The organism is Pedobacter sp. GW821-FHT01D05 (assembly GCF_059422505.1).
This window is the reverse complement of sequence record NZ_JBWKXA010000005.1, coordinates 13108-37655: the sequence shown is the minus strand read 5'-3', so window position 1 is coordinate 37655 and position 24548 is coordinate 13108. Positions and strand designations below refer to the sequence as shown.

At 41.9% G+C, this 24548-nt stretch carries 18 protein-coding genes; 9 read left to right on the top strand and 9 right to left on the bottom strand.

Annotated elements, in window-relative coordinates:
- Position 1 precedes the first annotated feature (1 nt).
- From AC07VK_RS17595 to AC07VK_RS17570, 6 genes are all read right to left on the bottom strand, one after another.
- Positions 2-3286 carry an efflux RND transporter permease subunit gene (locus tag AC07VK_RS17595; protein WP_492962093.1) on the bottom strand — a complete coding sequence of 1095 codons (3285 nt, stop codon included), beginning with the start codon at positions 3284-3286 and terminating at the stop codon, positions 2-4.
- Between the two features lie 13 nt (positions 3287-3299).
- A complete protein-coding gene (locus tag AC07VK_RS17590) occupies positions 3300-4691 on the bottom strand; it encodes a TolC family protein (RefSeq protein ID WP_492962091.1) in 1392 nt (463 codons plus the stop codon).
- Positions 4692-5068: 377 nt separating this feature from the next.
- Positions 5069-5488 (bottom strand): SRPBCC family protein, encoded by a 420-nt coding sequence (locus tag AC07VK_RS17585; RefSeq protein ID WP_057933008.1) that lies wholly within the window; start codon positions 5486-5488, stop codon positions 5069-5071.
- 254 nt (positions 5489-5742) lie between these two features.
- Entirely contained in the window at positions 5743-6261 is a 519-nt protein-coding gene (locus tag AC07VK_RS17580; protein WP_492955211.1) for a protease, read from the bottom strand.
- A 158-nt stretch (positions 6262-6419) separates the two neighbouring features.
- Positions 6420-7613 (bottom strand): SGNH/GDSL hydrolase family protein, encoded by a 1194-nt coding sequence (locus AC07VK_RS17575; protein ID WP_492962089.1) that lies wholly within the window; start codon positions 7611-7613, stop codon positions 6420-6422.
- A 458-nt stretch (positions 7614-8071) separates the two neighbouring features.
- The gene (locus tag AC07VK_RS17570; RefSeq protein ID WP_492962087.1) at positions 8072-9166 is read right to left on the bottom strand and encodes an AI-2E family transporter; all 1095 of its coding nucleotides are present in this window, start codon (positions 9164-9166) and stop codon (positions 8072-8074) included.
- 183 nt (positions 9167-9349) lie between these two features.
- On the opposite strand from AC07VK_RS17570, the gene AC07VK_RS17565 reads away from it, so the two are divergent.
- Positions 9350-10168, top strand: coding sequence for an alpha/beta hydrolase (locus AC07VK_RS17565; protein ID WP_492962085.1), 819 nt, complete (start codon positions 9350-9352; stop codon positions 10166-10168).
- 6 nt (positions 10169-10174) lie between these two features.
- Here the strand turns inward: AC07VK_RS17565 and AC07VK_RS17560 are convergent, their stop codons facing one another.
- Positions 10175-10552, bottom strand: a complete 378-nt coding sequence (locus AC07VK_RS17560) for a response regulator (protein ID WP_494939810.1) — start codon at positions 10550-10552, stop codon at positions 10175-10177.
- Positions 10553-10894: 342 nt separating this feature from the next.
- Here AC07VK_RS17560 and AC07VK_RS17555 point away from each other — a divergent pair, with 342 nt between their 5' ends.
- Positions 10895-11149, top strand: coding sequence for a hypothetical protein (locus AC07VK_RS17555; protein WP_116251214.1), 255 nt, complete (start codon positions 10895-10897; stop codon positions 11147-11149).
- A 308-nt stretch (positions 11150-11457) separates the two neighbouring features.
- On the opposite strand, the gene AC07VK_RS17550 is transcribed toward AC07VK_RS17555, so the two are convergent.
- Positions 11458-12351 (bottom strand): helix-turn-helix domain-containing protein, encoded by an 894-nt coding sequence (locus tag AC07VK_RS17550; RefSeq protein ID WP_492962081.1) that lies wholly within the window; start codon positions 12349-12351, stop codon positions 11458-11460.
- A gap of 53 nt (positions 12352-12404) precedes the next feature.
- Positions 12405-13223: an SDR family NAD(P)-dependent oxidoreductase gene (locus AC07VK_RS17545; protein ID WP_492955217.1), complete on the bottom strand. Its 819-nt coding sequence runs from the start codon at positions 13221-13223 to the stop codon at positions 12405-12407.
- Between the two features lie 345 nt (positions 13224-13568).
- On the opposite strand from AC07VK_RS17545, the gene AC07VK_RS17540 reads away from it, so the two are divergent.
- From AC07VK_RS17540 to AC07VK_RS17510, 7 genes are all read left to right on the top strand, one after another.
- The gene (locus AC07VK_RS17540) at positions 13569-14153 is read left to right on the top strand and encodes an RNA polymerase sigma factor (protein ID WP_492955218.1); all 585 of its coding nucleotides are present in this window, start codon (positions 13569-13571) and stop codon (positions 14151-14153) included.
- Between the two features lie 112 nt (positions 14154-14265).
- Positions 14266-15267, top strand: a complete 1002-nt coding sequence (locus AC07VK_RS17535) for a FecR family protein (RefSeq protein ID WP_492962079.1) — start codon at positions 14266-14268, stop codon at positions 15265-15267.
- 222 nt (positions 15268-15489) lie between these two features.
- Positions 15490-18726 carry a TonB-dependent receptor gene (locus AC07VK_RS17530; RefSeq protein WP_492962077.1) on the top strand — a complete coding sequence of 1079 codons (3237 nt, stop codon included), beginning with the start codon at positions 15490-15492 and terminating at the stop codon, positions 18724-18726.
- 17 nt (positions 18727-18743) lie between these two features.
- Positions 18744-20195 carry a RagB/SusD family nutrient uptake outer membrane protein gene (locus AC07VK_RS17525; protein ID WP_492955221.1) on the top strand — a complete coding sequence of 484 codons (1452 nt, stop codon included), beginning with the start codon at positions 18744-18746 and terminating at the stop codon, positions 20193-20195.
- A gap of 11 nt (positions 20196-20206) precedes the next feature.
- Positions 20207-22132, top strand: a complete 1926-nt coding sequence (locus AC07VK_RS17520) for a TlpA family protein disulfide reductase (protein ID WP_492962075.1) — start codon at positions 20207-20209, stop codon at positions 22130-22132.
- Between the two features lie 656 nt (positions 22133-22788).
- The gene (locus AC07VK_RS17515; protein WP_494939809.1) at positions 22789-23400 is read left to right on the top strand and encodes an RNA polymerase sigma factor; all 612 of its coding nucleotides are present in this window, start codon (positions 22789-22791) and stop codon (positions 23398-23400) included.
- A gap of 96 nt (positions 23401-23496) precedes the next feature.
- A complete protein-coding gene (locus AC07VK_RS17510; protein ID WP_492962071.1) occupies positions 23497-24519 on the top strand; it encodes a FecR family protein in 1023 nt (340 codons plus the stop codon).
- Positions 24520-24548: the final 29 nt, after the last annotated feature.

Here is a 24548-nt window from a genome sequence, read left to right as displayed (position 1 = left end):
TTTATTCGTTTTCTTGTAAACCTTTAATGTAATGGATGCTTTCTTCGTCTTCCGGATCAAGCGACATTGAATCGGTAGTCTGTTTTCCCTGAACCCATGCAAATACCAATGGCAATATAATGAGTACGGCGAATGTTGAGGCTAATAAGCCACCAATAACAGCTCTGCCCAGGGGCGAAACTGCTCCACCACCTTCACCATGACCGATGGCCATTGGCAACATACCCGCAATCATCGCAATACTCGTCATAATAATTGGACGTAAACGTAATGCTGCGGCTTCGCGTGCCGATTCGAGCGCATTGCCATTGTGTTTTCTTAGTTGCTCTGCATTGGTGATGAGCAATACCGCATTGGCGATAGATACACCGACCGACATGATAATCCCCATATACGATTGCAGGTTTAAGGTTGATCCGGTAATGGTTAATAACAATAACGAGCCTAAAATAACTGCTGGTACAGTGGCTAAAATAACCAATGGAACTTTAAAAGACTGGAAATTAGCGGCCAGCATCAAGAAAATTACCACAATAGCCACAAATAAGCCAGATTGTAGGCTGTCTAAAGTATCGGTTAACACTTTACTTAAACCGATGGCGGTAACATTTAATCCCCTTGGCAGTTCACCAACGTTTTTAATAGCTTTTTCTACATCTTTTGATGCTGCGCCCAGATCGGTATGGTAAAGGTTTGCGGTTACCGATAGGAAAGGCATAGCACCAATATTATCGTTTTCGCCGGCCGTGGTATCGGCAGTAATTTTCGCCACATCACTCAAAACTGGTCGTGCCGAATTTTTTAATAACGGAATTTCGCCAATATCATCCTTACTGGTCATTTGATTCAGCGGTACCTGAACCTGAACACTATAAGGCAAAGCCGATTTTTCATCTAACCAGATGTTTTTATCCGTATAACGCGATGATGAAGTTGAAGCAATTAATGATCTCGAAATATCGGCCATATCCACCCCAATCTGTGCTGCACGGGTCCTGTCGATATCGATATTTAACGATGGATATTTAATAGGCTGTGCGAGCTGAACATCGCGCATGTAAGGGATTTCCTTCAATTCTGCGAGGATTTTATTGGCATATTTTTCATTCAGCTTTTTGTTTTTGCCTGCAATACGCACTTCAACAGGGGTAGGAGAACCTTGGCTCAATACCTTATCCGTTAGCTCTATCGGCTCGAAAGAAAGTTTAACATCAGGCAGAACTTTTTTGATTTTCTCCCTGAACTGATCTTTAAAATCATCCATATCTTCTTCGAAGTCTTTTAAACTCACCTGGAAAACAGCCTCATGCGGACCTGCCATAAACTGGTAGATGGGGTTTACCGAAAACTGGGCAGGGTGCTGACCAACATAAACGGATGATATACCCATATGTTCTTCGCCAACCATTTTTTTGAGCTCAGCCAAAACCACATTCGCTTTTTCTTCGGTACGTTCTAAACGTGTTCCATCAGGCGCACGTAAACGCAACTGAAACTGACTTGAGTTAACTCTTGGTAAAACATCGCGGCCAATATTAGCCAGTAACATGGCGGCTAAACCGATAATTACGATCAAATAAATCAAAACGACAGCTTTTCGGTAAGGCAATATCCGATCAAGGAAACGCATAAAACGGTTCCGGAACCGATCAAAGAACCCAATTTTGCCATTGCCACTAAAGTCTTCACGTTCAACCAGTACTCTTTTTTGATTCAAGGTATCTTTCTCCGATTCGAGTGTAATGCCGGTTGCTGCAAAATCAGCCTCATCTTGTGTAATGCCCGGGTGATGTTCACTGCCTTTTTTAGGGTGTGCAACCATTAGCCAATTGGCCATAATGGGTACGAAAGTTTGTGATAACAGGAAGGAAACCACCATCGAAAAGCCGATTGCCAATGCCAAGGGTAAGAATAATGCTCCTGGAATCCCTGTCATGGTAAAGGCCGGTGCAAATACAGCAAGGATACAAAACAGGATTAACAGTTTAGGGAAAGCGATTTCCTTACAGGCATCCCAAATGGCCAGGGCCTTGGGTTTGCCCATATCAAAATGCTGGTGGATGTTTTCTATCGTTACGGTTGATTCATCTACCAGAATACCAATCGCTAAAGCCAATCCACTCAGTGTCATAATGTTGATCGTTTGTCCGAATAATTTCAGGAACAAAACACCAGCAATTATAGACGTTGGAATGGTGAGGATTACAATCAATGCCGCACGTTTATCGCCCAGGAAAAGTAAAACCATCAAACCTGTCAATATCGCACCGATTGCACCTTCACTGATCAGACTTTTTACGGCGTTGATTACATAAACAGACTGATCGAACTCATAAGAAAGCTTAACATCTTCTGGCAAGGTATTTTGGATGTTCGGCAGGTTTTTCTTTAAGTTTTTAACCACATCCCAGGTAGAAGCATCTCCAGATTTAGCGATACTTAAGTATACCGAGCGTTTACCGTTGATTAAAGCATAACCAGCTACTAAATCGGCTCCATCTTTAACCGTTGCTACATCGCGGAGCTGCAAGTTTTGCACGCTGCCCTTAAATAAGGGAATGTTTTCAAAATCTTTAACCTTTTTAATGGTATAATTGGTTGGTGTGATATAGTTTTTATCGCCTATCCTCACATTTCCTGAAGGTGCGGTCTGGTTATTTAGCCTGATGGCTTCAACCACTTGGTCTACCGTTAGGTTGTGTGAACGCAAAAGTGACGGATTTACATTGATTTCTATCGTTCTCGGACTACCTCCAAAAGGGGCAGGAGAAAGCAAACCTGGTATAGCTGAAAAACTAGGGCGCACATACGTATTGGCCAGATCCTGCAATTCGTTGTTGGTGCGGATAGGGCTGCTTAATACCAATTGTCCAACAGGAAGCGATGAAGCATCAAAACGGATCACGAACGGTGGTTGCGAACCTGGCGGGAAAATAGCCTGTGCCCTTGTAGATAGCGCACTTAGCTCTGCAGCTGCCTGGGCCATGTTGGTGCCCTCGTAATAGGTTAGCTTCATTAACATTAAACCTTGTGTATTTTTGGTTTCGATACTTTTGATACCGTTTGCAAAAAGCAGGATATTAACGTACTGTTTACCAAAATAAGCTTCCATTTGGTCGGGTGTGTAACCACCAAAGGGGTGCGCAATATAAATTACCGGAAGGTTCATCTGCGGAAGAATATCAACCTTGATCTGATTGATGGCTCCAATACCGAAAAAGAACAGTCCAGCTACTAAAACTAAGATGGATATGGGCTTGCGGAGTGCGAAACGTATTAAATTCATTTATGTAGCCAGATTAAAATTCGTTGATAAATATGTCGTAATTGCCAAGTGCTGCTGATTTTAGCAATAAGGCCTGCCAAACATTGGTAAAGGCAATATCCCGATCTGTTTCGGCACGGTTTAACGTAAACAGCGCCTGTGTAAGATCTACTAAAGTGGTAAGTCCGTTCTTGTAGAGTGTACTTTTTTGCAAATAAGCATCAGATGCTGCTTTTACTTGAATAGGCGCTTCTCTGTAATTGGCCAAAGCGTTGGTTAGCTTAGTTTCTGCAAGTGCCAATTGTGCTTTTAGTTGTTGATCAACAAGATTGTATTCTTCTTTTAAACCCTGGCTAATGTATTCCTGTGCACGTACCTGCGGACGGTTTTTAAGAAGGGTTGATAGATTCCAGGTCATTCCTATGCCAATCAAATAGTTTCCGCGGGTAGGATTTATACCATCGGCATAGCTGGTAGTATAAGCAGCCTGATCCAAGGCATAACCTGGGCTGAAACCCGAACCTCGGCCCTGCATTACACCGAATAAGCTAAACGTGGGGTAGTATAATTTTTTGAAATAATTAACCTGTTGCTGGCTAACATCTACCCGGTTTTGATAAAATTTTAACAGCGGATGAGAGCTTTTGATTGTTGTATCTTCGAGCAGATTGCCAGGGATACGCGTAATTGAGGCAGTATCTAATTCGTATGAGGTTGCGGTTAAACCCATTAACACCCCCAAACGGTTAGCCTGTTCCTGCTCTAAATCTTTAGCTTTTGTTAACGCAATTTTGGCATTGGAAACTTCGGCTTTTGCGAAAGAAGAATCTACTCCTGCAATTAATCCGTTTTTAGCCCTGATTACGGCCGTATTTTTAAAGGTAACAGCGCGATCGAGATTTTTCTGTTGCGATTTGCTTAACCTTTGTGCAGCCAGCAGATTTAAATAAGCGGCAGAAACACGGATTTCCTGCTGGAATTTTTCCTGTTCCAGATCATTTTTGTCTCTTTGGTAAGAAGCATCGGCAATTTTAATGCGTTCTCTTATTTTTCCAAAGGTGAAGAAATCCCAGTTTACATTGGCCAGATAGAGCCCACCGAATGCGGCATTCCAGTTTTGTTTGTCTAGAGATGGACCAGATGAGGCCGTTCCCAAACCTCCAAGTCCATATTGCGGTCCGTTTTGGCCGTTAATGGTGCCATAATCTTGTTGGGCACTTAAGCTGAAGTTTGGTAGATACTCTCTTTTGGCCTGCTGGATAGATGATTTTGATGCATTGGCATAATTATCTTTGGCCTTTATGGTACCGTAATTGTTTAATGCAGTATTAACAGCTTGTTTAAGGCTAAGCGTTTGTGCACTTACGCCGATGGATAGACTGATAGAGAATAATAACGAAAAATAAAATAAAGATATACGAGACATAGTGTATAATTTACACGGCAAATGTAAATGATGATCGCTATATCAAAGTATTCGGTTCAAATCAAAAATTATGCGAATCAAATAATAATCGAATTGTTACTTAAGGCGTAAAAATGGACAGTTTCTGCCGCTAGAAATAAGAAGAGGCTGTATCACAAAAATGAATATTAGAGACAGCGGATTTTTTTGCTATGTGGCGACGAGGAATCGTCATTGCGAGGAGGCCTTTTCAGCCGACAAAGCAATCTTTCTAGCAAGGATGGCTAGCTGGAAAGATTGCTTCGTTCCTTCTCGCAATGACGACCTTTCTTAAGAGATCTGTCAGTGATAGCCTGTTGATAGACTTGTTATCTCACAAGATGTTATTAAAAAGGTGTTTATGATTCCTCAGTATAACTTTTAAAATTATCCAGAATGGCCTGCCAGCCACCACGTTGCATTTCGATCGGATTGGTAGATTCGGCATCGAAAGTTTCGGTTACTCTGGTTTGTTCGCTCAGTGCATCAAAAATAATGCTTACTGTTCTGCCGTCTTCCATGGTGTATTCGATTTTTTTATGCTGATCAACCGTGGTATAGGTTCCGCCGAAATCAAAACTCATGCTGCCATCTTTTGCCGCCATAGTGCTTTTAAATTTACCGCCAACCTTTAAATCGTTTTCTGAATAAGGGGTATGCCAATCTGGTGATGCAAAGGCCCATTTAGTAATGTGATCCGGATTATTCCAAAATTCCCAAACTTTTTCTACTGGTGCATTTACTGTTGTTTCTACGGTGATTGATGTTTTATTTTCCATGTTTTAAGGTGTTTATTTTTTAATAAAGTTATAGGAACTTTAACAACTCAAAAAGAGTAAATGCGACAAAATAAGGGGTAGTATGCCACTATTGTTTAGTTCAGCTTTACAATTAGAGAAACGGTTAACCACAGATAAAAAGAATGCACACAGGTAATTAATTAAAATTACCTGTGTGCATCTCCATACAACCAATTAAGCCGAATGACTAAAAAATTAGCGAATATTTTTGTTATTTAACCCGGGGTTGAATGCTAGTGCAGTTCCGTATAAATAAAGGTAACTGTGTCTCTAGATATTAAGCCGCTCATGTTTCCGCCCGTGTAAACTGCTTTATAGCTCGATCCTTTTTTTAGGTCGTAGGCTTTAAGTAAATCGGCATTTGCAACCAGACTATCACCAGGGTTTACCTTCGAATAACTCGATGCAGGAGGTGGCATTACTCTTTTAGCCATTGCGCCTTTGTACTGGGCTTCTTCTCCTTTTTCGTTGGTAATGCTTAAATAACTGCTCATTAAAGGTTCGAATGGCGTATGCCAGATACAGAAACTTTTTACACTATCGGTATTGTTGTGCACTACAAACCTTAACAACAATGGATCGCCGACAGCTACATTGCCATTTATTTTCATTTTAACCTCAAGTGAATCGGTTTTATCAGCAGTAGTTTGAGGCATGCTTTCGCTTTTACTACTTTCGGTGTTTCTGGTGGCCTCGCTGCAGGCAGAAAACAATACTAAGAGCGCTGGGATAATAAATTTTAAGTTTTTCATTAAGGAGTTTTTTTAATAAGCAAATGAATGTTAAAATTGTTTTGGTTAATAAACTAAAACGATTAATTATGATAAATATGTTGATTGATATACAGATAGTAAATCTGCAGTTAAATAGATCTGGATTGCAAACCCAGACCAGCAAATAAATTAAAGGATCAATTCGAGTTTACTAAAAAGTAAGCAATGCGACAGGCATAACCTGTCGATTTTGAGTTGTGCTGATCGCTGATTCGTACACTTAATTTATGCGTTCCGTTAGTGAGCTGATCGCCCAGTAGCAGGTACCATGGCAAATGCAGGCTTGAACTCCATTGGGTGTACAGATCGATCATTTTTTCTTCTCCGTCATCTATGCGGTAATGGAGTGCACCCGCATCTGGGCCTGATAAAATAGCAATCCCTATGGTGTTTCCTTTAAAAATCAGATCAAAAGTACTGTTCCTGGTATTGCTTTCGAGCACTGGAATATTAACAAAACCAGGTCTTCCTTCCAGCCCGTCAGTTGGCTTCCAATTTTTATTGATGTTAAAAGTATTTAAGTTTTCGGTGCTATTAATGCTAAGGTATTGTCCTTTGGTGTAGGCAAATTTATCAATGATTTTAGGAAAACCTATCGAAGCTTTTTTATTGGCATTTTTCTGGTTTTCTTCCAGATAAGTTTTAATGGTGTTGAAATAAAGTTGCTGACCAAATGGTGATGGATGCAGGTCTTTAAAATCGGCCGCCCAGGTAAATTCGCCATTGGCCATACGTTTATCTACTTCTAAAGCCAGGTTTATAAATGGCAAGTGATAATATTCAGCCAAATCGCTGTGTACTTTTACTTCAGTTGGGATTTTACCTTTATTAAAATCATCATTTTTATCTTCATCTGCAAAAGCCATCATTACGATATCCGTTTTCGGGTTCTTGCTTAAAGTATGTCTGATAATGCCTTCTAAAGCACGGCGCTGGGTTTGTTCGGCGGTTTTATTAACATGATCATTAACGGCTGACTCTACAAATAGCAGGTCAATTTTTCCACTGTCGAGTACATCGCGCTGAAGGCGGAACGCATGTGGTAAACTGCCCAATGACGGAATACCCGCGTTAATGAACCTGAATTTTGTTTGCGGATAAGTTTTGGCTAAATAGTTACTTACCAATCCACGCCAGCCTTCCATATTGGTAATCGACCCGCCTAAAAAAGCAACGGTTACCAGTTCGCTTTTTCCTAATTTTTCTGCTGCGGTATGGCTGTAACCGTTAAAAGTGATAAACGACGATGATTGTAACTTGTTTTGAGCAAAGCCTTTGAAAAATAGTGCCGTAAACAGTAGTGTCAGGCAAAGAAAAGAGGTTAGTTTCATGTTGATTAGCGTAGACCAAAAGTAATAAAATTTACAATTGATGTGCATTTTCAGCAATATTTTACTTCAGTGATGGGCGACAAACCAGGCAGTTGTCACCCTGAGCGGAGTCGAAGGGTAATTTAAAGACATTATCTGGTTCATTATTAGGAGCGCAATTTGGTGCGACTATTAATGCTTGTTCTCGCTTTCCGTTTTACTTTGCCTACGGCTTCGTGTTCACTCCAATAGGGTCTAGGTGGTAGGGCCTGTATTCAGATGATCGGCTGGGTGCTTACCTGCACTAACCTTTGTTTCTAAACCTGGTAGCAGCGACAGCCTCCGATTTAAGCACTATTTTTTGCCTTTTTATGGTGTGCTTGCTTGTTTCACAGGTTTCATCGGAGCTATAGCGAATAACGGGGCTGCTGTTCCCGAAGAATTACTGAATGTCCGTTTTCAAATAAATAAAAGGAGTATTAATTACCAGTAGCCACGGTTTTCTTCCTCCTAAATCTCTTCACCTGCCCCATATGTTCAGTTGGGATATTATCGCCCAGCAATTTCCCCCAGGGTTTAAGTCCATCAATCCGATCAAAGATGATTTTCAGTACCGCAATAAATGGAATAGAAAGGAACATTCCGGGTACACCCCAAAGTGCAGCACCCATTAATACAATTACGATAGAAATAAGTGCATTGATCTGCACCTTGCTCGAAACAATGCGCGGTACAAGGATATTGTTATCGATAAACTGGATGAGTGCATAAGCACCTATAATTAATAATTGGGTGGTAAAACCATCCATGGTTAAAGTCGCCATTAACACAGGTAAGGCTATGGCAATAATACCGCCAATGTAGGGTAGCAGGTTCAGTATTGCTCCTATAACACCAATTAAAATGGCATTTTGTACACCGAGGATCAGCAGGGCCGCAGAGTTCATCACCGCAACAATTGAAGTTTCGATCAATAAACCGATGATATAACTTTGTATTGCTGCTTTCGTTTCACTTAAAATCTCGGCAACTTTTTGTTTGTTTTCCTCCGAAAACACTTCATAAATAAAATTAAGGATCAATGTTTTATACAGCAAGATCAGAAAAGTATAAACAGGGATTAAAAAAACGACACTGAGCACACCCATTAAGCCACTTAAGGTTTGGCCAATTAAAGCTTTACTTCCATTTGCAGCATCGTTAACCATTTGCATCTGTTTTTGAGAGGAGATACCAAAAGTAGTTTGTAGCCAGGTTCTAATTTCTTCCAACAGTTGCGATAATTTATGTTTAATGCTTTCCAGATCGTCGAAAAAGTGGGCAACCTGCGAGGATAGAAAATAGAGTATAGCAATTACGACAACAATACCGATAACCATAGCGAGCATAATGCTTACTATTTTGGGCATTTTTCTTTCAAAACGATTGGTAAGTGGGTTAAGTAATATCGCAATTAGCGCAGCGAAAGCAAGTGGCACAAGAATATCTCTCAGCACACTCATCATAAATACTGTAATTACTAATCCTAAAAGAATTACAGGAGCTTTGATGTAAAATGGGTAGGTTTTAAGCATTTTTAGATGGGTTCATCGTTCAACAACCAAAAGGTAACAAAATTGTTTTAAAGTTTTTAGCTGTTTAAGGAATAGAGGAGCACGACATAATTATTTTTTGGTATCAATTCGCAGAAATAGCAAACAATATGCGGTTATTTTATAAATTTAGAACCATATTATTATAATAATTAAAAACTCCCTATGAAAAATAGCTTTTTAATCGCCATCTGTTTGTTTTTGTTTAGCCATGTTTTGAGCGCTGCGGAAGTAGATACCGCTTTAACCTTTAGCAGATCGATGAACAAAAATATTAAAGCAGTGGTAATTAAGCCCGATAGCTATAAAACTGGAAAAACTTTTCCGGTGGTTTACCTGCTTCATGGGGCGGGCGGTAACTATGCCGAATGGGCCAAAAAAGTGCCAGGGATTAAAAACCTGGCTGATCAGTACCAGTTTATTATTGTGTGCCCTGATGGTAACGTAACCAGTTGGTATTTCGATAGTCCGGTAGATCCCGAATGGAAGTATGAAACCTATGTGGCTAAAGAGTTGGTAAGCTATATTGATGAACACTATAAAACCATAGCCGAAAAAAAGGGTAGGGCCATTACCGGTTTGAGTATGGGCGGCCATGGTGCACTATACCTGGCTATTAAACACCAGGATGTTTATGGTGCCGTAGGCAGCATGAGCGGGGGCGTAGATATTAAACCTTTTCCAAATGGATGGAATATTTCGAAAAGATTGGGCGCGCAGGATGAATTTCCTGAACGGTGGAAACAGAACACCGTGATTGATATGATTTACCGCATTAAACCCGGATCGCTAGCTATTGCGATTGAATGTGGTACCGAAGATTTTTTCTATAAAATGAATGTACGTTTGCACGATGAGCTCTTATACAACAATATCCCTCACGATTTTACCACCAGACCTGGTGTACACAACTGGGATTACTGGGCCAATGCCATTAAGTTTCAGAGTGTGTTCTTAAGTAACTATTTTAACGCAAAGCCTTAGCAATGTTTAGGCAGCAAGCTGTGCACTTACTTTATTAATGAGGTTGACGATATCAAATGGTTTGGCGATGAAATCGTTAGGGTGACAAATAATGCCTTGTATATCGCTTAAATTATGACTGGCCGAAATCATAATCACCGGTATGTGCAGGGTTAACTGGTCTGCTTTGAGTAGATTACAAAGATCTCTTCCATCCAGGGCACCTAACATTACATCCAGTAAAATTAAATCGGGTTTAAATTCGCTAATCCGCTGGTTAAAATAACTTGCATCCATTAGTCCGCTTACCTGATAACCTTCCAGTCTTAAAATTAATTCTATAACCTCCAGTATTTCCTCATTATCATCTACCACTAATATCTTTTTCATTTTCTCGTTCTCCATCAGGTTATTGTGATAGTATTTAACATATTGTAAATAAATAACTTGTATTTGATTAACAAGGGCAGGGCTAAAAGGTTTCGATCTATTTTGACGAAAGCACAACGGTTAGTTTTAAAGGTGTCTGTATTAAATGGGAAAAAATATAGGCAGGTCCGTAATCATGCCAATCGCAATGAAATTAAAATGATGTAGCGATAGTAATGTAACCTGCATTAAAATTACTACATCATTTTAAGTAAAAAATTAACTTTTAGATTACATACAAAATAAAGACTTACCATATTTTTGACCGTTCTCGAAATCTTATTTATAAAACAGGAAACGAAGATTTAAAAGCCAAAAATGAAATACTTAGTCAAAGAAATCAGTGACGGAAACTGCGATATTACATTATTGCCAGAAAACCTGAATGATAGAAATCTTTTAGCCGAAACAACGAAAAACCTTCAGCACGATTATCAAGAAACTATCCAATCGCATTATGAACATGCATTGAAAAATGAAGTTCATGGCAATGCGGCATTTGTTTCCTTAAACAACGAGGAAAGCAATTATCCGAAAAGAGTAAACGTAAATTACCAGATTATCTTAAGTTAAGCGGATATTCTGCTGGCAAAGGCTTTCTTTATGGTAAAGAAAGCCTTTTTTGTTTTAGGGTTCTTTTGGTTCAAATGCAGTAAAATAAAAAATGCTGTTGATTTGTTGTGCTTTTCTTAATATGGGCCATTAAATAGGTGAGTTACCTGATTGAATTTCCCCGACAAGCACAAAACCACGATGCTGATATAGCGAGATGTATTTAGGATTTGAAGATTCAAAAATTGAAATAAGTCCATAAAGATCAGCGCTTTATGTGCTTTAGTTATCAGTGCAGAGCCTATTCAATCGGTCAAAAAATAATGCGCTTAATTTAAATATTGATCTCTAAAATAATTTGGCGAAACTCCGGCTTCTTTTTTAAATAGTCTGGAAAAGTACGTAGGGTTCTCAAAGCCCAGCGAATGGGAGATCTCCGCAATATTCATCTTTCCCTCCTTTAGTAAATTCTTTGCTTCGTTAATGATATAAAGATGGATAAGTTCAAGGGCAGTTTTTCCTGTTTCCTGTTTAAGTACATCGCTCAGGTACCGGGATGAAAAATTTAATCGCTCTGCCATGAAAGTCACTGTGGGAAGGCCCGATTCTTGGGTCTTTTTTGTTTCGAAATAAGATTGAAGCAGCTCATGAAATTTAGTCGTTACGGTTCCTGTTAATTCGGCACGGTTAGTAAATTGCCGTTTGTAAAAACGTTGTGCGTACTTCAGTAGTGTATCCAAATGGCTAAGTAAGATCGTTTTGGTAAAGTCGTCAGTATTATTGCGGTATTCTTTATCCATTGTGGTGACCAGGTTCCAGATCATTGCCTCCTCGCTGGGCGAAAGGTACAAGGCCTCATTGGTCTCATAGTCGAAATAACCATATTTTTTAATTTCATGATGCAGCGCAGTACCCGCCAGGAAATCTTCATGGATCAATATCAGAAAACATTCATCTCTTAACTTGATATTTTTAAACGTTACTGTCTGCTGGGGTTTAATGAACAATAATTTGCCCCGGTCATGGTCGAACTTTGTTCTGCCATGCTTAATGTCTCCCGATTCCAGCTGCTGGAAAGAAACGATGTAAAAATTGGCAGAGAATTCTATATTGTCACCTCCGCACTCGTCTTTGTTCCCGAAGGAAATGCTAAAAAGCGGATGCTCAGGTGCTTTTATGCCGATGGCGTTACTGAAACTGCTTATTTTATCGAAGTGATTCATATTCTTTTAAAAGAAAAACAGTACCTGTATAAACAGATACTGCTAATATAACATTAATTTCCCTGGGCAGCAGCAGACACGTCCTGCCATTCTTCCCAGGTTTGCATCCGTTGGCCATAAACATGTTTTATCCACTGGATACCAACCCTGCCCAAGATCAGTCTTAACGGAGGATTTTCCGCATCAACCAATTTCAGCACGGCCTCCGCAGTTGCCTCAGGCACTCCCCAGTCTTCTGCTTTGTTACCAGCAGCAAGTCCATCTCTTACTTCATCATAAAAAGCCAATGGTTTGCTTTGCATCCCGGAGGTTGTGGCAAAATCGGTCATGAAACCGTTTGGTTCCAGTATGCTAACTTTGATACCGAAGCCGCTAACTTCAGCAGCCAGGGCCTCACTAATACCTTCAACAGCAAACTTGGAAGCACTGTATAGTCCCAAAGTAGGAAAAGCGAGCAGACCCAATGCGCTGGATACCTGAATGATATGACCTGATTTTTGTTCGCGCATAACCGGGATAACTGCTTGGGTTACCCATAGTAAACCATAAACATTGGTGTCGAATTGTGTACGTATTTCCTGCTCTTCTAACTCTTCTATAGCACCGGTGTGGCCATAGCCTGCGTTATTAATGAGCACGTCGATGGTGCCAAAATGGTCTTTAGCTTTTGCGACAGCCTCAAAGCATGCAGCCTTATCGGTAACATCGAGCGTCAAAGCGAGCAGTGTTGAAGCATACTCTTTTGAAAGTTCAGTTAAAGCTTGCGGGTTTCTTACTGCAACCACCACCTGATCGCCCCGTTTCAAAAATGCTTCTGCCCATATGCGGCCGAGGCCTCGGGATGCCCCGGTTATAAAAATTGTCTTTGCCATTGTTATCTGTTTAATATTGATATAAAATTCATTGACAAAGTTCAGTTAAATAAGTGTTGGCAAGTGATACAAAAGTGGGTAATAATAGAACGATTTTACGTAATTTGAGGTGAATCGTATTCATCATCCACAATATAACTTAATAGAACAAAATGCCACTGATCGCAACAATAGTGAAGGCCAGCTTTGATGCACCCAACTAAACAAATCTGTGTGTTCCGACCAGCACTGAAATCAAAATGTAAAAAAGGTATAGATAAGCCTGATTTGACCCCGAAATTTTTAATTTTGATAGCAACTTTAAGCTGTTATGTTTTTAATTTAAATCTACTAATTTTGTAGACCATGCATGTTGTCAAAGATTCAGAGGAAGAGTTGTTGCTAAAGCTTAAAACAGGAAGTGAAGAAGCATTTTCCTTTATCTATCAATTGCATGTAAATCATATTTACAGTTTTTCTTTAAAGATCCTTAAATCTCCAGTGCTTGCCGAAGACCTCACACAGGAAGTTTTTGTCAGGTTATGGGAAAATTCTGCTCATCTGGATCCCAAATTATCACTTCAGGGCTATCTATTTACCATAGCCAGGAATTTATCGCTCAACGTAATCCGTAAAGCAGCCAGAGAGACCATAATTACCGATGAGATTGCAAGGCATGCCTTTGATAAGTGTGAAGATGGCCTGGCCTATAGCGAGCACATGCAAACAAAAGCATTTATCTCGCGGGCCATTGAACTGCTGCCTTCACAGCGCAGAAAAATCTATGAACTATGCCATGGGCAGGGGTATTCTTATAAACAGGCTGCCGAGGAACTCGGGCTAAAGGATGCGACAATCAACAGTCAGATGGTCAAGGCTATCCGTTCGATCAGGCAATACCTCATTCGCAATGGTGCGCTCGTAGTGTTGCTTATTGTTCGGCCGTTTTAACAATCAGAGATTTTTCTTTTTTGCAGCCCTTTATCACTGAAATAAAAAATATTTTTTCCTTGAGTAAATGTAGGGCGGTTGCAAAGTGTTATACCATTAAACACCATCTATCTTGGAACAAGCGATTAAACAACTTTTCTTAAAATATATCAATGACCAGGCATCACAGGAAGAAATTTCCCAAGTGCTCTCATTAATACAAAACGGGGGGCACGAGCAGGAGTGGAATGAGGCATTATCAGCATTCCAGGCCGATTTTCAGCAGGGAAATCAGCAAGATGCCCCTATGGATGAACATTTGCTTTATCAAAAAATCAAGGCCCGTACCGTTTTAAGGCCGCAAGGTAAATCCTTTAGCTGGATCGGTTATGCCGCATCTATACTTTTAGTCTGTACGGTTGCCTATTTCGTGCTCCGGCCTGCATCCCGGCCAGTCGTTTTTGCAGAAAAAACGCCGGTGAAACCTGCAGTAGAGAAAAGCCGTGGGCACAGATGGATCAAACTTGAAGACGGGACTTCCGTTCAGCTTAACACAGGTAGCCGTTTAGAATATGCTGGGAGCTTCAAAGGCAAAAAGAAACGCGAGGTATCACTTGTTGGGGAGGCCTTTTTTGATGTGGCACATGATGCTGCCCATCCCTTTGTAATCCACACGGGCGAGCTTAGCACCACCGTGCTGGGCACCGCTTTTAACATTTCAGCATATCCGGGACAAAAAGCTGTAACGGTGACGGTAATCAGGGGAAAGGTGATGGTGCAAAAAAAGGGGGAGACCCTGGCGGTGCTGACCCCTAATGAGCAGTTGAGCTGGCAGGGCGGCCAGGTGAGCCCACTTAAACATACAGTAAACACTGAGCAGACCATATCCTGGAAGTCAGGAGACTTGATCATGGACGATGTTACCCTTGCTCAGGCCGCAGCACTCATTGCCAAACGTTATGGCGTTGAGGTTTCCTTTAAAAATGAAAGGGTGAAAAAGTGCCGCTTTACCGCTGCCTTTTTAGACCGGAACGAAATCGGCCAGGTAACTGAAGTATTAGCCGATATTACCGGGGCATCCTTTCAGCTCAAAGCGGGTAAACTTTTGATCGACGGGCCCGGATGTGAAAATTAATAACCAATCGAAAACAAACTAAATTTAATGAAGAAAAAAATATCGCCCACATGATATAGCAGAAGAATTAAGTAAACCCCGGCGGCCACCGGGGCTTACAACAGTTTTAAATTATATATCGAACAACCTAAAACCAATGCAATGTATTATAAAAATACACCTTTTGCAAGTCAGCCCCCGTTGACTTGTCACTACACTATTACCCAAAAACTAAGATTTTTCATGAAAGTAAATGCGATCTTATTGGTTATCTCTCTCTATGCCATGGGCAGCCTCTATGCCACCGACAGCTCGGCGCAGGGTCTGCAGGAAACCAATGTTTCCCTGGGGTTTTCCGGCGGCAGCCTTCAGCAGGCCTTTGCAAAGATCGAGCGTGAAACCGATTTTCGCTTTGCGTATAAAAAACAGGTGCTTTCAGGGATAACAGCACCTGTGCTCACCTTGAAAAGGCGAAACTTAAAACAGACCCTCGACGAGCTTTTAAAAGGTACAGGCCTTGATTATAAACTGCTCAACAACAGTATTATCATATTCAAGTCTTTGGCGCCCACCCCTCAGACCAGCGCCAACTTTGTGGAGGTCACAGGAGTGGTCAGAGATGAAAGTGGTGCTGCTCTTCCAGGGGTTTCGGTTAAAGTAAAGGGAAAAACTGCCGCAACGATAACCGATGTTAACGGGGCCTTTAAAATCCAGGCTTCTCCTGATGATATTCTTATTTTTAGCTACGTTGGCTATTCTGTTGCCGAAAGACCGGTACCGATGGGGAAATCTATAGACATCAGCTTATCGCCGCAGGCCGGAACCCTTGATGCGGTTGTGGTGGTTGGATATGGGACCACAACCAAACGGACCAATACCGGATCAGTAACCACAGTGAGCGCCAAACAGATCGGAAACCAGCCCGTAGCAGATCCCCTGGCTGCCCTACAAGGCCGGGTTGCAGGATTGGATATCTCTTCGGTAACAGGTTACCCAGGTTCAGGATATAATGTGCGCCTTCGCGGGCAGAATTCGATTACTTCTGGAAATGACCCGCTTTACATTGTGGATGGAGTTCCCTTTACTTCGGAAAGCCTGAGCCAGTTTTCTGCTGCTAACGGCGCGCAGAGCCCCCTTTCCAGTATCAACCCGTCTGATATCGAGCAGATCGATATCCTGAAAGATGCCGATGCAACGGCCATTTACGGATCACGGGGAGCAAATGGGGTAATTTTGATTACCACCAAAAAAGGAAAAGCCGGAAAGGCAGAATTTAAAGCAAATTTATATACGGGAATCTCCTCAGTGAATAAACGGGTTAAAATGCTGGGCGGAGCAGATTATCTCGCCCTTAGACGTGAAGCTTACGCCAAAGACGGCGTGACCCCGACCGATACCCAGGCGCCAGACTTGTTATTATGGGATCAGGCCCTTGATCAGAACTGGCAGGATCTTTTGATAGGAGAATCTGCCAACCTCTCGGAGGTTCAACTGGGCCTGAGCGGTGGCACTGAGCAGACCAGGTATCTGATTAGCGGGACCTTCAGGGATGAGAAAATAGTTTTGCCCGGCAATCTTGGCTATAAACGGGGTGCCCTGAATATGTCGCTGAACCATAGCTCAATAGACAAGAAATTCCAATTTAATAGTTCTTTGAAATATACACTGGATGAAAACAATACCCTGCAGAGCGATGTGACCAGCTTTTTTAATCTGGCACCGAATTTTCCGATCTATGATGCCAAAGGGGACTATTACTGGGTAGGAAATGAGCAGAACCCAATGGCCTATTTTGAACGTACCAGTTTGAGTAATACCTCAAATATATTCGGGAATACGACTTTGAGCTATGAGTTTTTAAAAGGCTTTAGTGCAAAGCTGGCTGCAGGCTTTAACAGGATGCATATGAAACAGACCCAGACACTCCCTAAACTGGGTTTTAACCCAGCTACCTATTCCGGTAGCAGCGCCAACTATGGAGACGGAAGCTTAAGCTCCTATATTGTAGAGCCCCAGTTAAATTATAACCTTAAACTGGGAAAAGGAAATCTCTCAGCTCTTGTGGGCGGAACCTGGCAGCACAGTGTCAGAGAAGAGCAAGGACTCACCGGGAGCGGATACATCAGTGATCAGCAGCTTGAAAATATCAAGGCGGCTACATTGATTACCCCAAGGAGCTACAGTTATGCCAAATACCGTTATACTTCGGTTTTTGGAAGACTAACATATAACTGGGATGAGAAATATATCATCAATGGTACCTTCCGCCGGGATGGGTCATCCAAATTTGGACCCAACAATCGTTTTGGCAACTTTGGCGCCCTGGGTGCTGCATGGATCTTCAGCAATGAGGGTTTTATAAAGGAAAATATCCCTTTCTTAAGTTTCGGTAAGCTAAGAGGTAGTTTCGGGACGGTTGGTAATGATCAGATCGGTGATTACCAGTTTTTAGACAGCTGGACACCTACCACTTATCCCTATGGTGGTATAGGGGGGATCTCACCAAGCCGTTTTCCTAATCCGGATTACAGCTGGGAAGTCAACAAAAAAATCGAGGCTGGGTTAGATCTGGGCTTTTTTAACGAAAAATTATTGCTCACCACAAACTTTTACCGCAACCGCTCCGGTAACCAGTTAATTGGTAGTACGCTATCTTCCCAGTCTGGTTTTACAAGCTATCAAGCTAATCTTCCAGCGCTGGTAGAGAATACAGGATGGGAGTTTGAACTCAGTTCAGTGAACGTTAGGGAGAAGGATTTTTCGTGGAATACTGCTTTCAACCTGACTATTGCCCGTAATAAACTGCTGGAATATCCAGACCTGAAAAATTCGGCCAATGCCGCTAAATACTTCATCGGGCAACCTATTGGAATCGTCATGGGTTTTGATTTTCTTGGGATCAATCCGCAGACTGGTGTTCCTGAGTTCAGGGATGTAAATGGAGACAAGGTGATTACCGACCCGGCTGATCTGGTGGTGATCGGAAATGCAATGCCTAAATTTTATGGCGGCCTGCAGAACAGTTTTACCTATAAAAACTTCAGTCTTGATTTCTTTTTTCAGTTTGTAAAACAGGAAGGACCTGGGCTGAACTATGGCTATCTGAGTTATTCTAATGGTTATGCCCTTAGAAATAAAGACCTCAGTGCCCTTGACAGATGGACTACTCAGGGCGTTCCTGCAATGATTCCGGGGGCCAGCGCCACAGCAGGCAAACCGATTTATACTGCCTATCAGAACAATTATCGCCTGTCGAGTGCGAACTGGGTTGATGCCTCTTTTATCAGACTAAAGAACATTTCTTTGAAATATGACTTCAAAGATCTGCTCAAGAGCTGGAAATTTAACAACATTTCGCTGTACCTGCAGGGGCAGAACCTCTTCACCATTACATCATATAATGGTTTTGATCCCGAAACCAGGGGCTATTCTATGCCTCCGGTAAGTGTATATACGGCAGGTGTACAGCTTTCATTTTAACCCTAAATAAAATTCCAATGAAAATTATCAATTATATATTGTTCATCGCAGTGCTCAGTTCCTCGCTGTCATGCAAAAAATATGTGGAAATCGAAGATCCAAAGGATCAGCTTGCCACAGGGACCGTTTTCACTACCGATGCTACCGCAACCGCTGCTATGGTGGGGATTTACTCCGACATGAATGCCTCTAATTACCAGTTTGCAAACGTGCTGACCAGCTTCACCTGTGCAATGGCCGCAGATGAATTTGTATATGCTTCGGTGCTTGCCAACTTTGATGAGTTCAAGAACAATGCACTGACATCGGGCAATGGCTATGTAGGACTTATGTGGTCTTCACCCTATAATTTTATTTACCGCTCAAATGCTGTTATCGAAGGAGTCAGCGCATCCAGTACTTTAAGCCCTGCAGTAAAAAACCAGCTTTTGGGCGAGGCTAAGTTTATGCGCGCATTCTGTCATTTTTATCTGGTAAATTTCTTTGGTGATGTACCTTTGATCCTCAATACTGATGTGATTGCCAACAGCAGTAAACCAAAGACGCCAAAAGCAGAAGTTTATGCTGCGATCATCCAGGACTTAAAAGATGCTAAAAGCCTGCTTGTGCCAGCCTATCCGGGAAACGGCGAACGTACCAGGCCCAATAAAACCGCTGCAACATTGCTGCTTTCCAGGGTTTACCTTTACACTGGGGATAATGCGCTGGCAGAGGCTGAATCTACCGAAGTCATTGCGGCCACTACACAATATTCGCTCCTGAAAAACGCAGATCCCAATAACGCTGCCCACATGACCAAGGCTTTTTTAAAGAATTCTTTAGAGGCTGTCTGGCAGCTCCAGGTGGTCAATACACTTGGGGGAAGAAATACCTGGGAAGGAAATACGCTCATTCCAACAGGTGCCCCCCTTTATCGGCTGACAAAAGGAAGCGATGGACTGGAATCAGGCTTTGAGGTAGGGGATAAGCGTTTTAGCAACTGGGTTGGGAATTACACCACCACAACGGCACCAATTGTTACCCATTACTATCCCTTTAAATATAAGGTTAGATTGGGCGCTGCTGGTGCTGCGGTTACGGAATACTCAATGATACTCAGATTTGCTGAAGCGTACCTGATCCGCGCGGAAGCTAGGGTGGGGTTGAACAGGCTAAGTGATGCCAAGGATGATCTGAATGTGATCCGCGACCGGGCGGGCCTGGTACCTTTAGCTGTGGCAGCAACACCGGCTATAGCCATGGCCCAGGTGGAGCAGGAACGAAGGGCTGAACTATTCTCAGAATGGGGCCATCGCTGGTTTGATTTGAAAAGGTGGAAAAGCCTTTCAGGCGATCCTTCGAAATCCCGGGCGGATGATATTTTGCCGAAAAGCAAGTCATCCTGGAAATCCACAGCTGTGCTTTTCCCGATCCCGATCGAGGCGATGCGCACAAATCCAAATATGATCCAGAACCCCGGTTACAACTAACCATTAGAACGATGAGAAAAATAATTTTATGTTTTTTGTTCTCAGTGCCTGTATTCCTGCAGGCCTGGGCACAAAGCGTTTCGGTTATACCCGGGAAAATAAAAAGAGGTGATACGGTTACCATACGCTATGACCCAAGAGGTGCAGATGCGAAAATCAAGCCTGGAAGCTTATCAGTAACGATCGTTTTCACCTATTCCACCTTTTATGATCTCCCATGGAAAATGCCGATGGTAAAACAGGGTGAAATATGGACGGCTTCTTTTGTTGCCGGAAGGTTTGCCACTTTTGCCACTTTTTATCTTCAGAGCGGGGATCAGGTGCAGAAACCTGGCCCAGACCAGCACTATGCCTTAAAGGTATTTGAGGGCACGAAAAGGGTCAAAAGCAGTCTGCTCCACGAATCCTATAGCCTGTCGGCTCAGATACCTAAATCTCCTGACTTACAGGAACGAAAAGCTGCCCTGTTGGAAGAGGAATTGAAAAACAACCCCAGTAACTATGAAGCAAAAGTGGCGCTGCTTAATACCAGGATGATCATGGCGAAAAGTGCGGAAGAAAAGTTGAAGTTCCGGGAGCAGGCCAGAAAGATTATTGCCGCAAAGCTGGAGGAAAACCCGACCCTGCCAGGCAATGTGAACCTGGTTACCATGGGATACCTGATGATAGGAGAAAAGAGCAGGCTCGATTCTGTGCGCAGCGTGATCATGAAACGTTTTCCCCAGGCAGATATTTCGAAAGACCTCCGTGCTTCCATTATTGCAAAAGAGCCTGATGCCGCAGTGAAGATAGCAAAGCTTGAAGCGCTGCTGAAAACAGGAAATCAGCCTGATGGAGAAGGGTCTGAAAGTATTCATAAAATGCTTTTTGAATATTATGCTGCTCAGAAAGATTCGGTCAGGGCATTACTTCATGCCTCAAAACTCAATGCCAAGGTTACGCCCTACACACCACAGACGCTGAAAGATATCGCCACTGTGTTGACCGCGGGCAAGATTGCACCATCGGCAGCTATCGGTTATGCCAACAGATCGTTAAGAATAGTAGAGCGGTGGCCCGTGGGGATTATCAGGTATTTCCCCGAGTTTGGTTATATCCCTTCTTTTGTTCCCGATAGTGTAAGAAGTCGTACTATAGCCGAGGCAAAGTCTGACCTGCTTTCACTCAAGGCCCTTAATTTTCTTAAGTTAAAACAGGTTGATTCAGCCAAAAAACTGGCAGATGAGGCAATAGGGATTTCAGATGGGAGAGATGGGCTGATCAATAGTGCCGAAGTATCGGCCCAGCTCGGCGAAAACCGCAAAGCCTTTGATATCCTTTGGAGGTTATTGGTCAAAAACCCAACAGATTCCCTCGTGCTAAAAAGCGCCAAACTCAACTTTTTAAAATATAATAGCTCAGAAGAGGATTTCCGCTCGAAGGTAGCAGAGCTGGAAGCTTTGGAAATCAGTCAGCTGACTGCTAAAACCAGGCTGCTGATGATGAACAGGCCTGGCCCCGAGCTTTCCGGTTTGGTAGATCTGGAAGGAAAACCGGTTAGTGCTGAAATGATGAAGGGAAAAATCGTCATCCTTGATTTTTGGGCAACCTGGTGCGTTCCCTGCATGCAGGAAATGCCATATTTTCACAAGGTTTTTGAAAAATATAGAAACAACAGGGACGTTTTGTTCATGGTGGTTAATAGTGGATCTAACAATACCATTGAAGACGCCAGGAAATGGGTAAAGCAGAATCCCCAGTACCAGTTCCCTGTTTACTTTAATAACGACAAAAATATCGGTGAAAAAGTGGGCTTTAACGTAATCCCCACAATAGCCGTTATTGATCAGCAGGGTAAAATGCAGTTCAGGACCATTGGCTTTGAAGGTGAGATCCTCCAAAAAAAACTGGATGTAGAAATTTCCATCCTGCTCAAAAGACAGGCTAAAACCGAATAGCTTTTCGGCCGGCATTTAATGGATTTTTTATATCCGAGCCGGCCGCCGTTAAGCTTCACAATACCGTCATTTTCAAATACTCAAGTGACGCGCCCGAATGAACGGCGTAGGTATTCAACCTTGAACAATTTAATGAACGTTTTGTAAAATACATTTATGCTAACTTTTGCAGCGCTTTCCCTACTGAATTTTTCTTTTTTGGGATTATCGGGTTGAGCAAAGCCAGATGCAAGAAGAGTATTTTATATTGATTTTGGTCTGCCCCAGGGCAGACTTTTTTGTGGTCACATAATAGAATCCTTATTTGACTGATTAATAGTTTTTTAACAAACAGATAACCTATACGGCATTCTTTTAATGGCTAAGCGCTGCGCGAAAACAATTTAACGAAATAAGTCCTCTTCGAACATTTTCAGATTGAGCCAATACCTGTAAATCGACTATCACTTTAGCCTGGTTATAAACCAGATTTGTCCATATTTAAAGTGAGGTTGCAGAATAGCTTTTTATGAACACTGTTTTAGAAGAAAATATTCATAAATTTGTGTTCCAGTAATATTATCCAACAGCTCCTCCAGATTGGTAATAAAAATGTTATCATTGCAAATGCGGTTGAACCTAATATAACTTGAGTCGTTATCAAACCCCCTTCATCATTGAATTTGGATAATAGCTTAACCGATACTCAGCTTTGGGGCCATTTGTTGGATGGCGATATGGAAGCTTTGGAAGAAATTTATAAGCGGCATGCTCCATCATTATTTCAATATGGCTCGCGATTGCTCTATAATCCAGAAGCGGTGCGAGATTGTATGCAGGATGTTTTCGTAGGTTTTTGGTCAAAAAGAACAAAGCTGCCAATGGTATCCAACGTGCGCAGTTATATTATCACCTCGTTCCGCAATTCGGCGAACAACTACCGCTTGTCGACGAAGAAATTCAAAGATTCGGAAATAGATGACCAGGACTACTTTGACCTGACCTTTTCAGTTGAGTTGGAGCTGATTGAAAAAGAAAAGCAAAATGAGCAGACTGCTAAATTATCCAAGGCAATGGAGCAGCTAACCCCCAGGCAGAAAGAAATTATCTATTTAAGATATTTTGAAGAACTGGATTATGAAGAAATCTCTGAGATTATGGATTTAACCATCAAAGGTACTTACAAACTCAACGCCCGTGCACTTGAGGCACTTCGCCTGATCATGAAAATAGACAAGGCTTTATTGATGATTTACCTCATTAGCATAAATAAAAATCATATCCTGTAACCGACACCAATTTTTTTTTAAATTATTTTTTATTTCATGGGGTAATTTTCAATATTCATCTGTCTATATGGTGAACCTGCTTTAAAGGTACCATAGATGAACGAAAAAAAATACCATAATTATACTGTTGAAGAATTTCTGAATGATCAGGATTTCATTCGCTTTGTAAAATACAATCTTCAGGATGATGTGGCATTTTGGAAGGGCTGGGCTGAGGCTAATGCAGGTCACCTGGAAAATTACAATCTTGCCTTTAAAGAGTTAAAGTACATTCTGTCTGCAGAACATATTCAAGTCCCACCATTTTTTATTGAGGAACTTTGGGTTGATATCAAGGCTTCAATAACAGAGAGAGAAGTAAAAAAAATGAAAATCAGGCGAACAGCGATCTGGATTTCATCTATTGCAGCATCTCTGGTTTTTGCCGTGTTTTCAGTCTGGTATTTCAACAGCGACGTTGTTGTTAAAACAGCTTTCGGTGAAACCAAAATCGTCACATTGGATGACAGCACCAAAATACACCTTAACTCGAATTCCGTATTGACCATGCCCAGAGCCTACCTGTGGAAAAAGGTGCGGTCGGTTTCGCTGGATGGAGAGGCATACTTCAGGGTTAGGCATTTGAATGTCGATCCTGCAACACTACAGAGAGGAGACCTGTTCGTGGTACACACCCCTACTGTGCAGATTCAGGTGCTTGGAACAGAGTTCAATGTGAGAGATCGCCGGCAGGAAGCCCAGGTGGCGCTTATAAGTGGCCGGGTACTAGTAAGATCGATGAAGACAGGAAAGGAATTTAGTATGATGCCAGGTAATGTATTCAAAAACGATATGCTTAATGAGGGGATCACATCTAGTGCTGCACAGTCCATATCTCCATCATCATGGATTGAAGGTAAGCTCATTCTTAAGCAGGCGAAAGTGAGTGAGATTATAGCTGCTTTCCAGGATAGGTACGGATATAAAGTTGTCATGGAAGACCAAAATCTCCTCAATGAAGTCATAGATGGGACGATCTCCTTAAAAGATGAGAACGGAGTCTTATTCACCCTGAGTAATATACTTAATGTTAATATAAAGAAGGAGGGAAGCGTGATCACACTTACATCAAGACGTTAACGCGTCCGGCTTCAAAAAACAATCAACAA

Coding starts and splice junctions, on each gene's coding strand:
- AC07VK_RS17595 (WP_492962093.1), bottom strand. CDS start 3,286: ATGAATTTAATACGTTTCGCACTCCGCAAGCCCATATCCATCTTAGTT.
- AC07VK_RS17590 (WP_492962091.1), bottom strand. CDS start 4,691: ATGTCTCGTATATCTTTATTTTATTTTTCGTTATTATTCTCTATCAGT.
- AC07VK_RS17585 (WP_057933008.1), bottom strand. CDS start 5,488: ATGGAAAATAAAACATCAATCACCGTAGAAACAACAGTAAATGCACCA.
- AC07VK_RS17580 (WP_492955211.1), bottom strand. CDS start 6,261: ATGAAAAACTTAAAATTTATTATCCCAGCGCTCTTAGTATTGTTTTCT.
- AC07VK_RS17575 (WP_492962089.1), bottom strand. CDS start 7,613: ATGAAACTAACCTCTTTTCTTTGCCTGACACTACTGTTTACGGCACTA.
- AC07VK_RS17570 (WP_492962087.1), bottom strand. CDS start 9,166: ATGCTTAAAACCTACCCATTTTACATCAAAGCTCCTGTAATTCTTTTA.
- AC07VK_RS17565 (WP_492962085.1), top strand. CDS start 9,350: ATGAAAAATAGCTTTTTAATCGCCATCTGTTTGTTTTTGTTTAGCCAT.
- AC07VK_RS17560 (WP_494939810.1), bottom strand. CDS start 10,552: ATGGAGAACGAGAAAATGAAAAAGATATTAGTGGTAGATGATAATGAG.
- AC07VK_RS17555 (WP_116251214.1), top strand. CDS start 10,895: ATGAAATACTTAGTCAAAGAAATCAGTGACGGAAACTGCGATATTACA.
- AC07VK_RS17550 (WP_492962081.1), bottom strand. CDS start 12,351: ATGAATCACTTCGATAAAATAAGCAGTTTCAGTAACGCCATCGGCATA.
- AC07VK_RS17545 (WP_492955217.1), bottom strand. CDS start 13,223: ATGGCAAAGACAATTTTTATAACCGGGGCATCCCGAGGCCTCGGCCGC.
- AC07VK_RS17540 (WP_492955218.1), top strand. CDS start 13,569: ATGCATGTTGTCAAAGATTCAGAGGAAGAGTTGTTGCTAAAGCTTAAA.
- AC07VK_RS17530 (WP_492962077.1), top strand. CDS start 15,490: ATGAAAGTAAATGCGATCTTATTGGTTATCTCTCTCTATGCCATGGGC.
- AC07VK_RS17525 (WP_492955221.1), top strand. CDS start 18,744: ATGAAAATTATCAATTATATATTGTTCATCGCAGTGCTCAGTTCCTCG.
- AC07VK_RS17520 (WP_492962075.1), top strand. CDS start 20,207: ATGAGAAAAATAATTTTATGTTTTTTGTTCTCAGTGCCTGTATTCCTG.
- AC07VK_RS17510 (WP_492962071.1), top strand. CDS start 23,497: ATGAACGAAAAAAAATACCATAATTATACTGTTGAAGAATTTCTGAAT.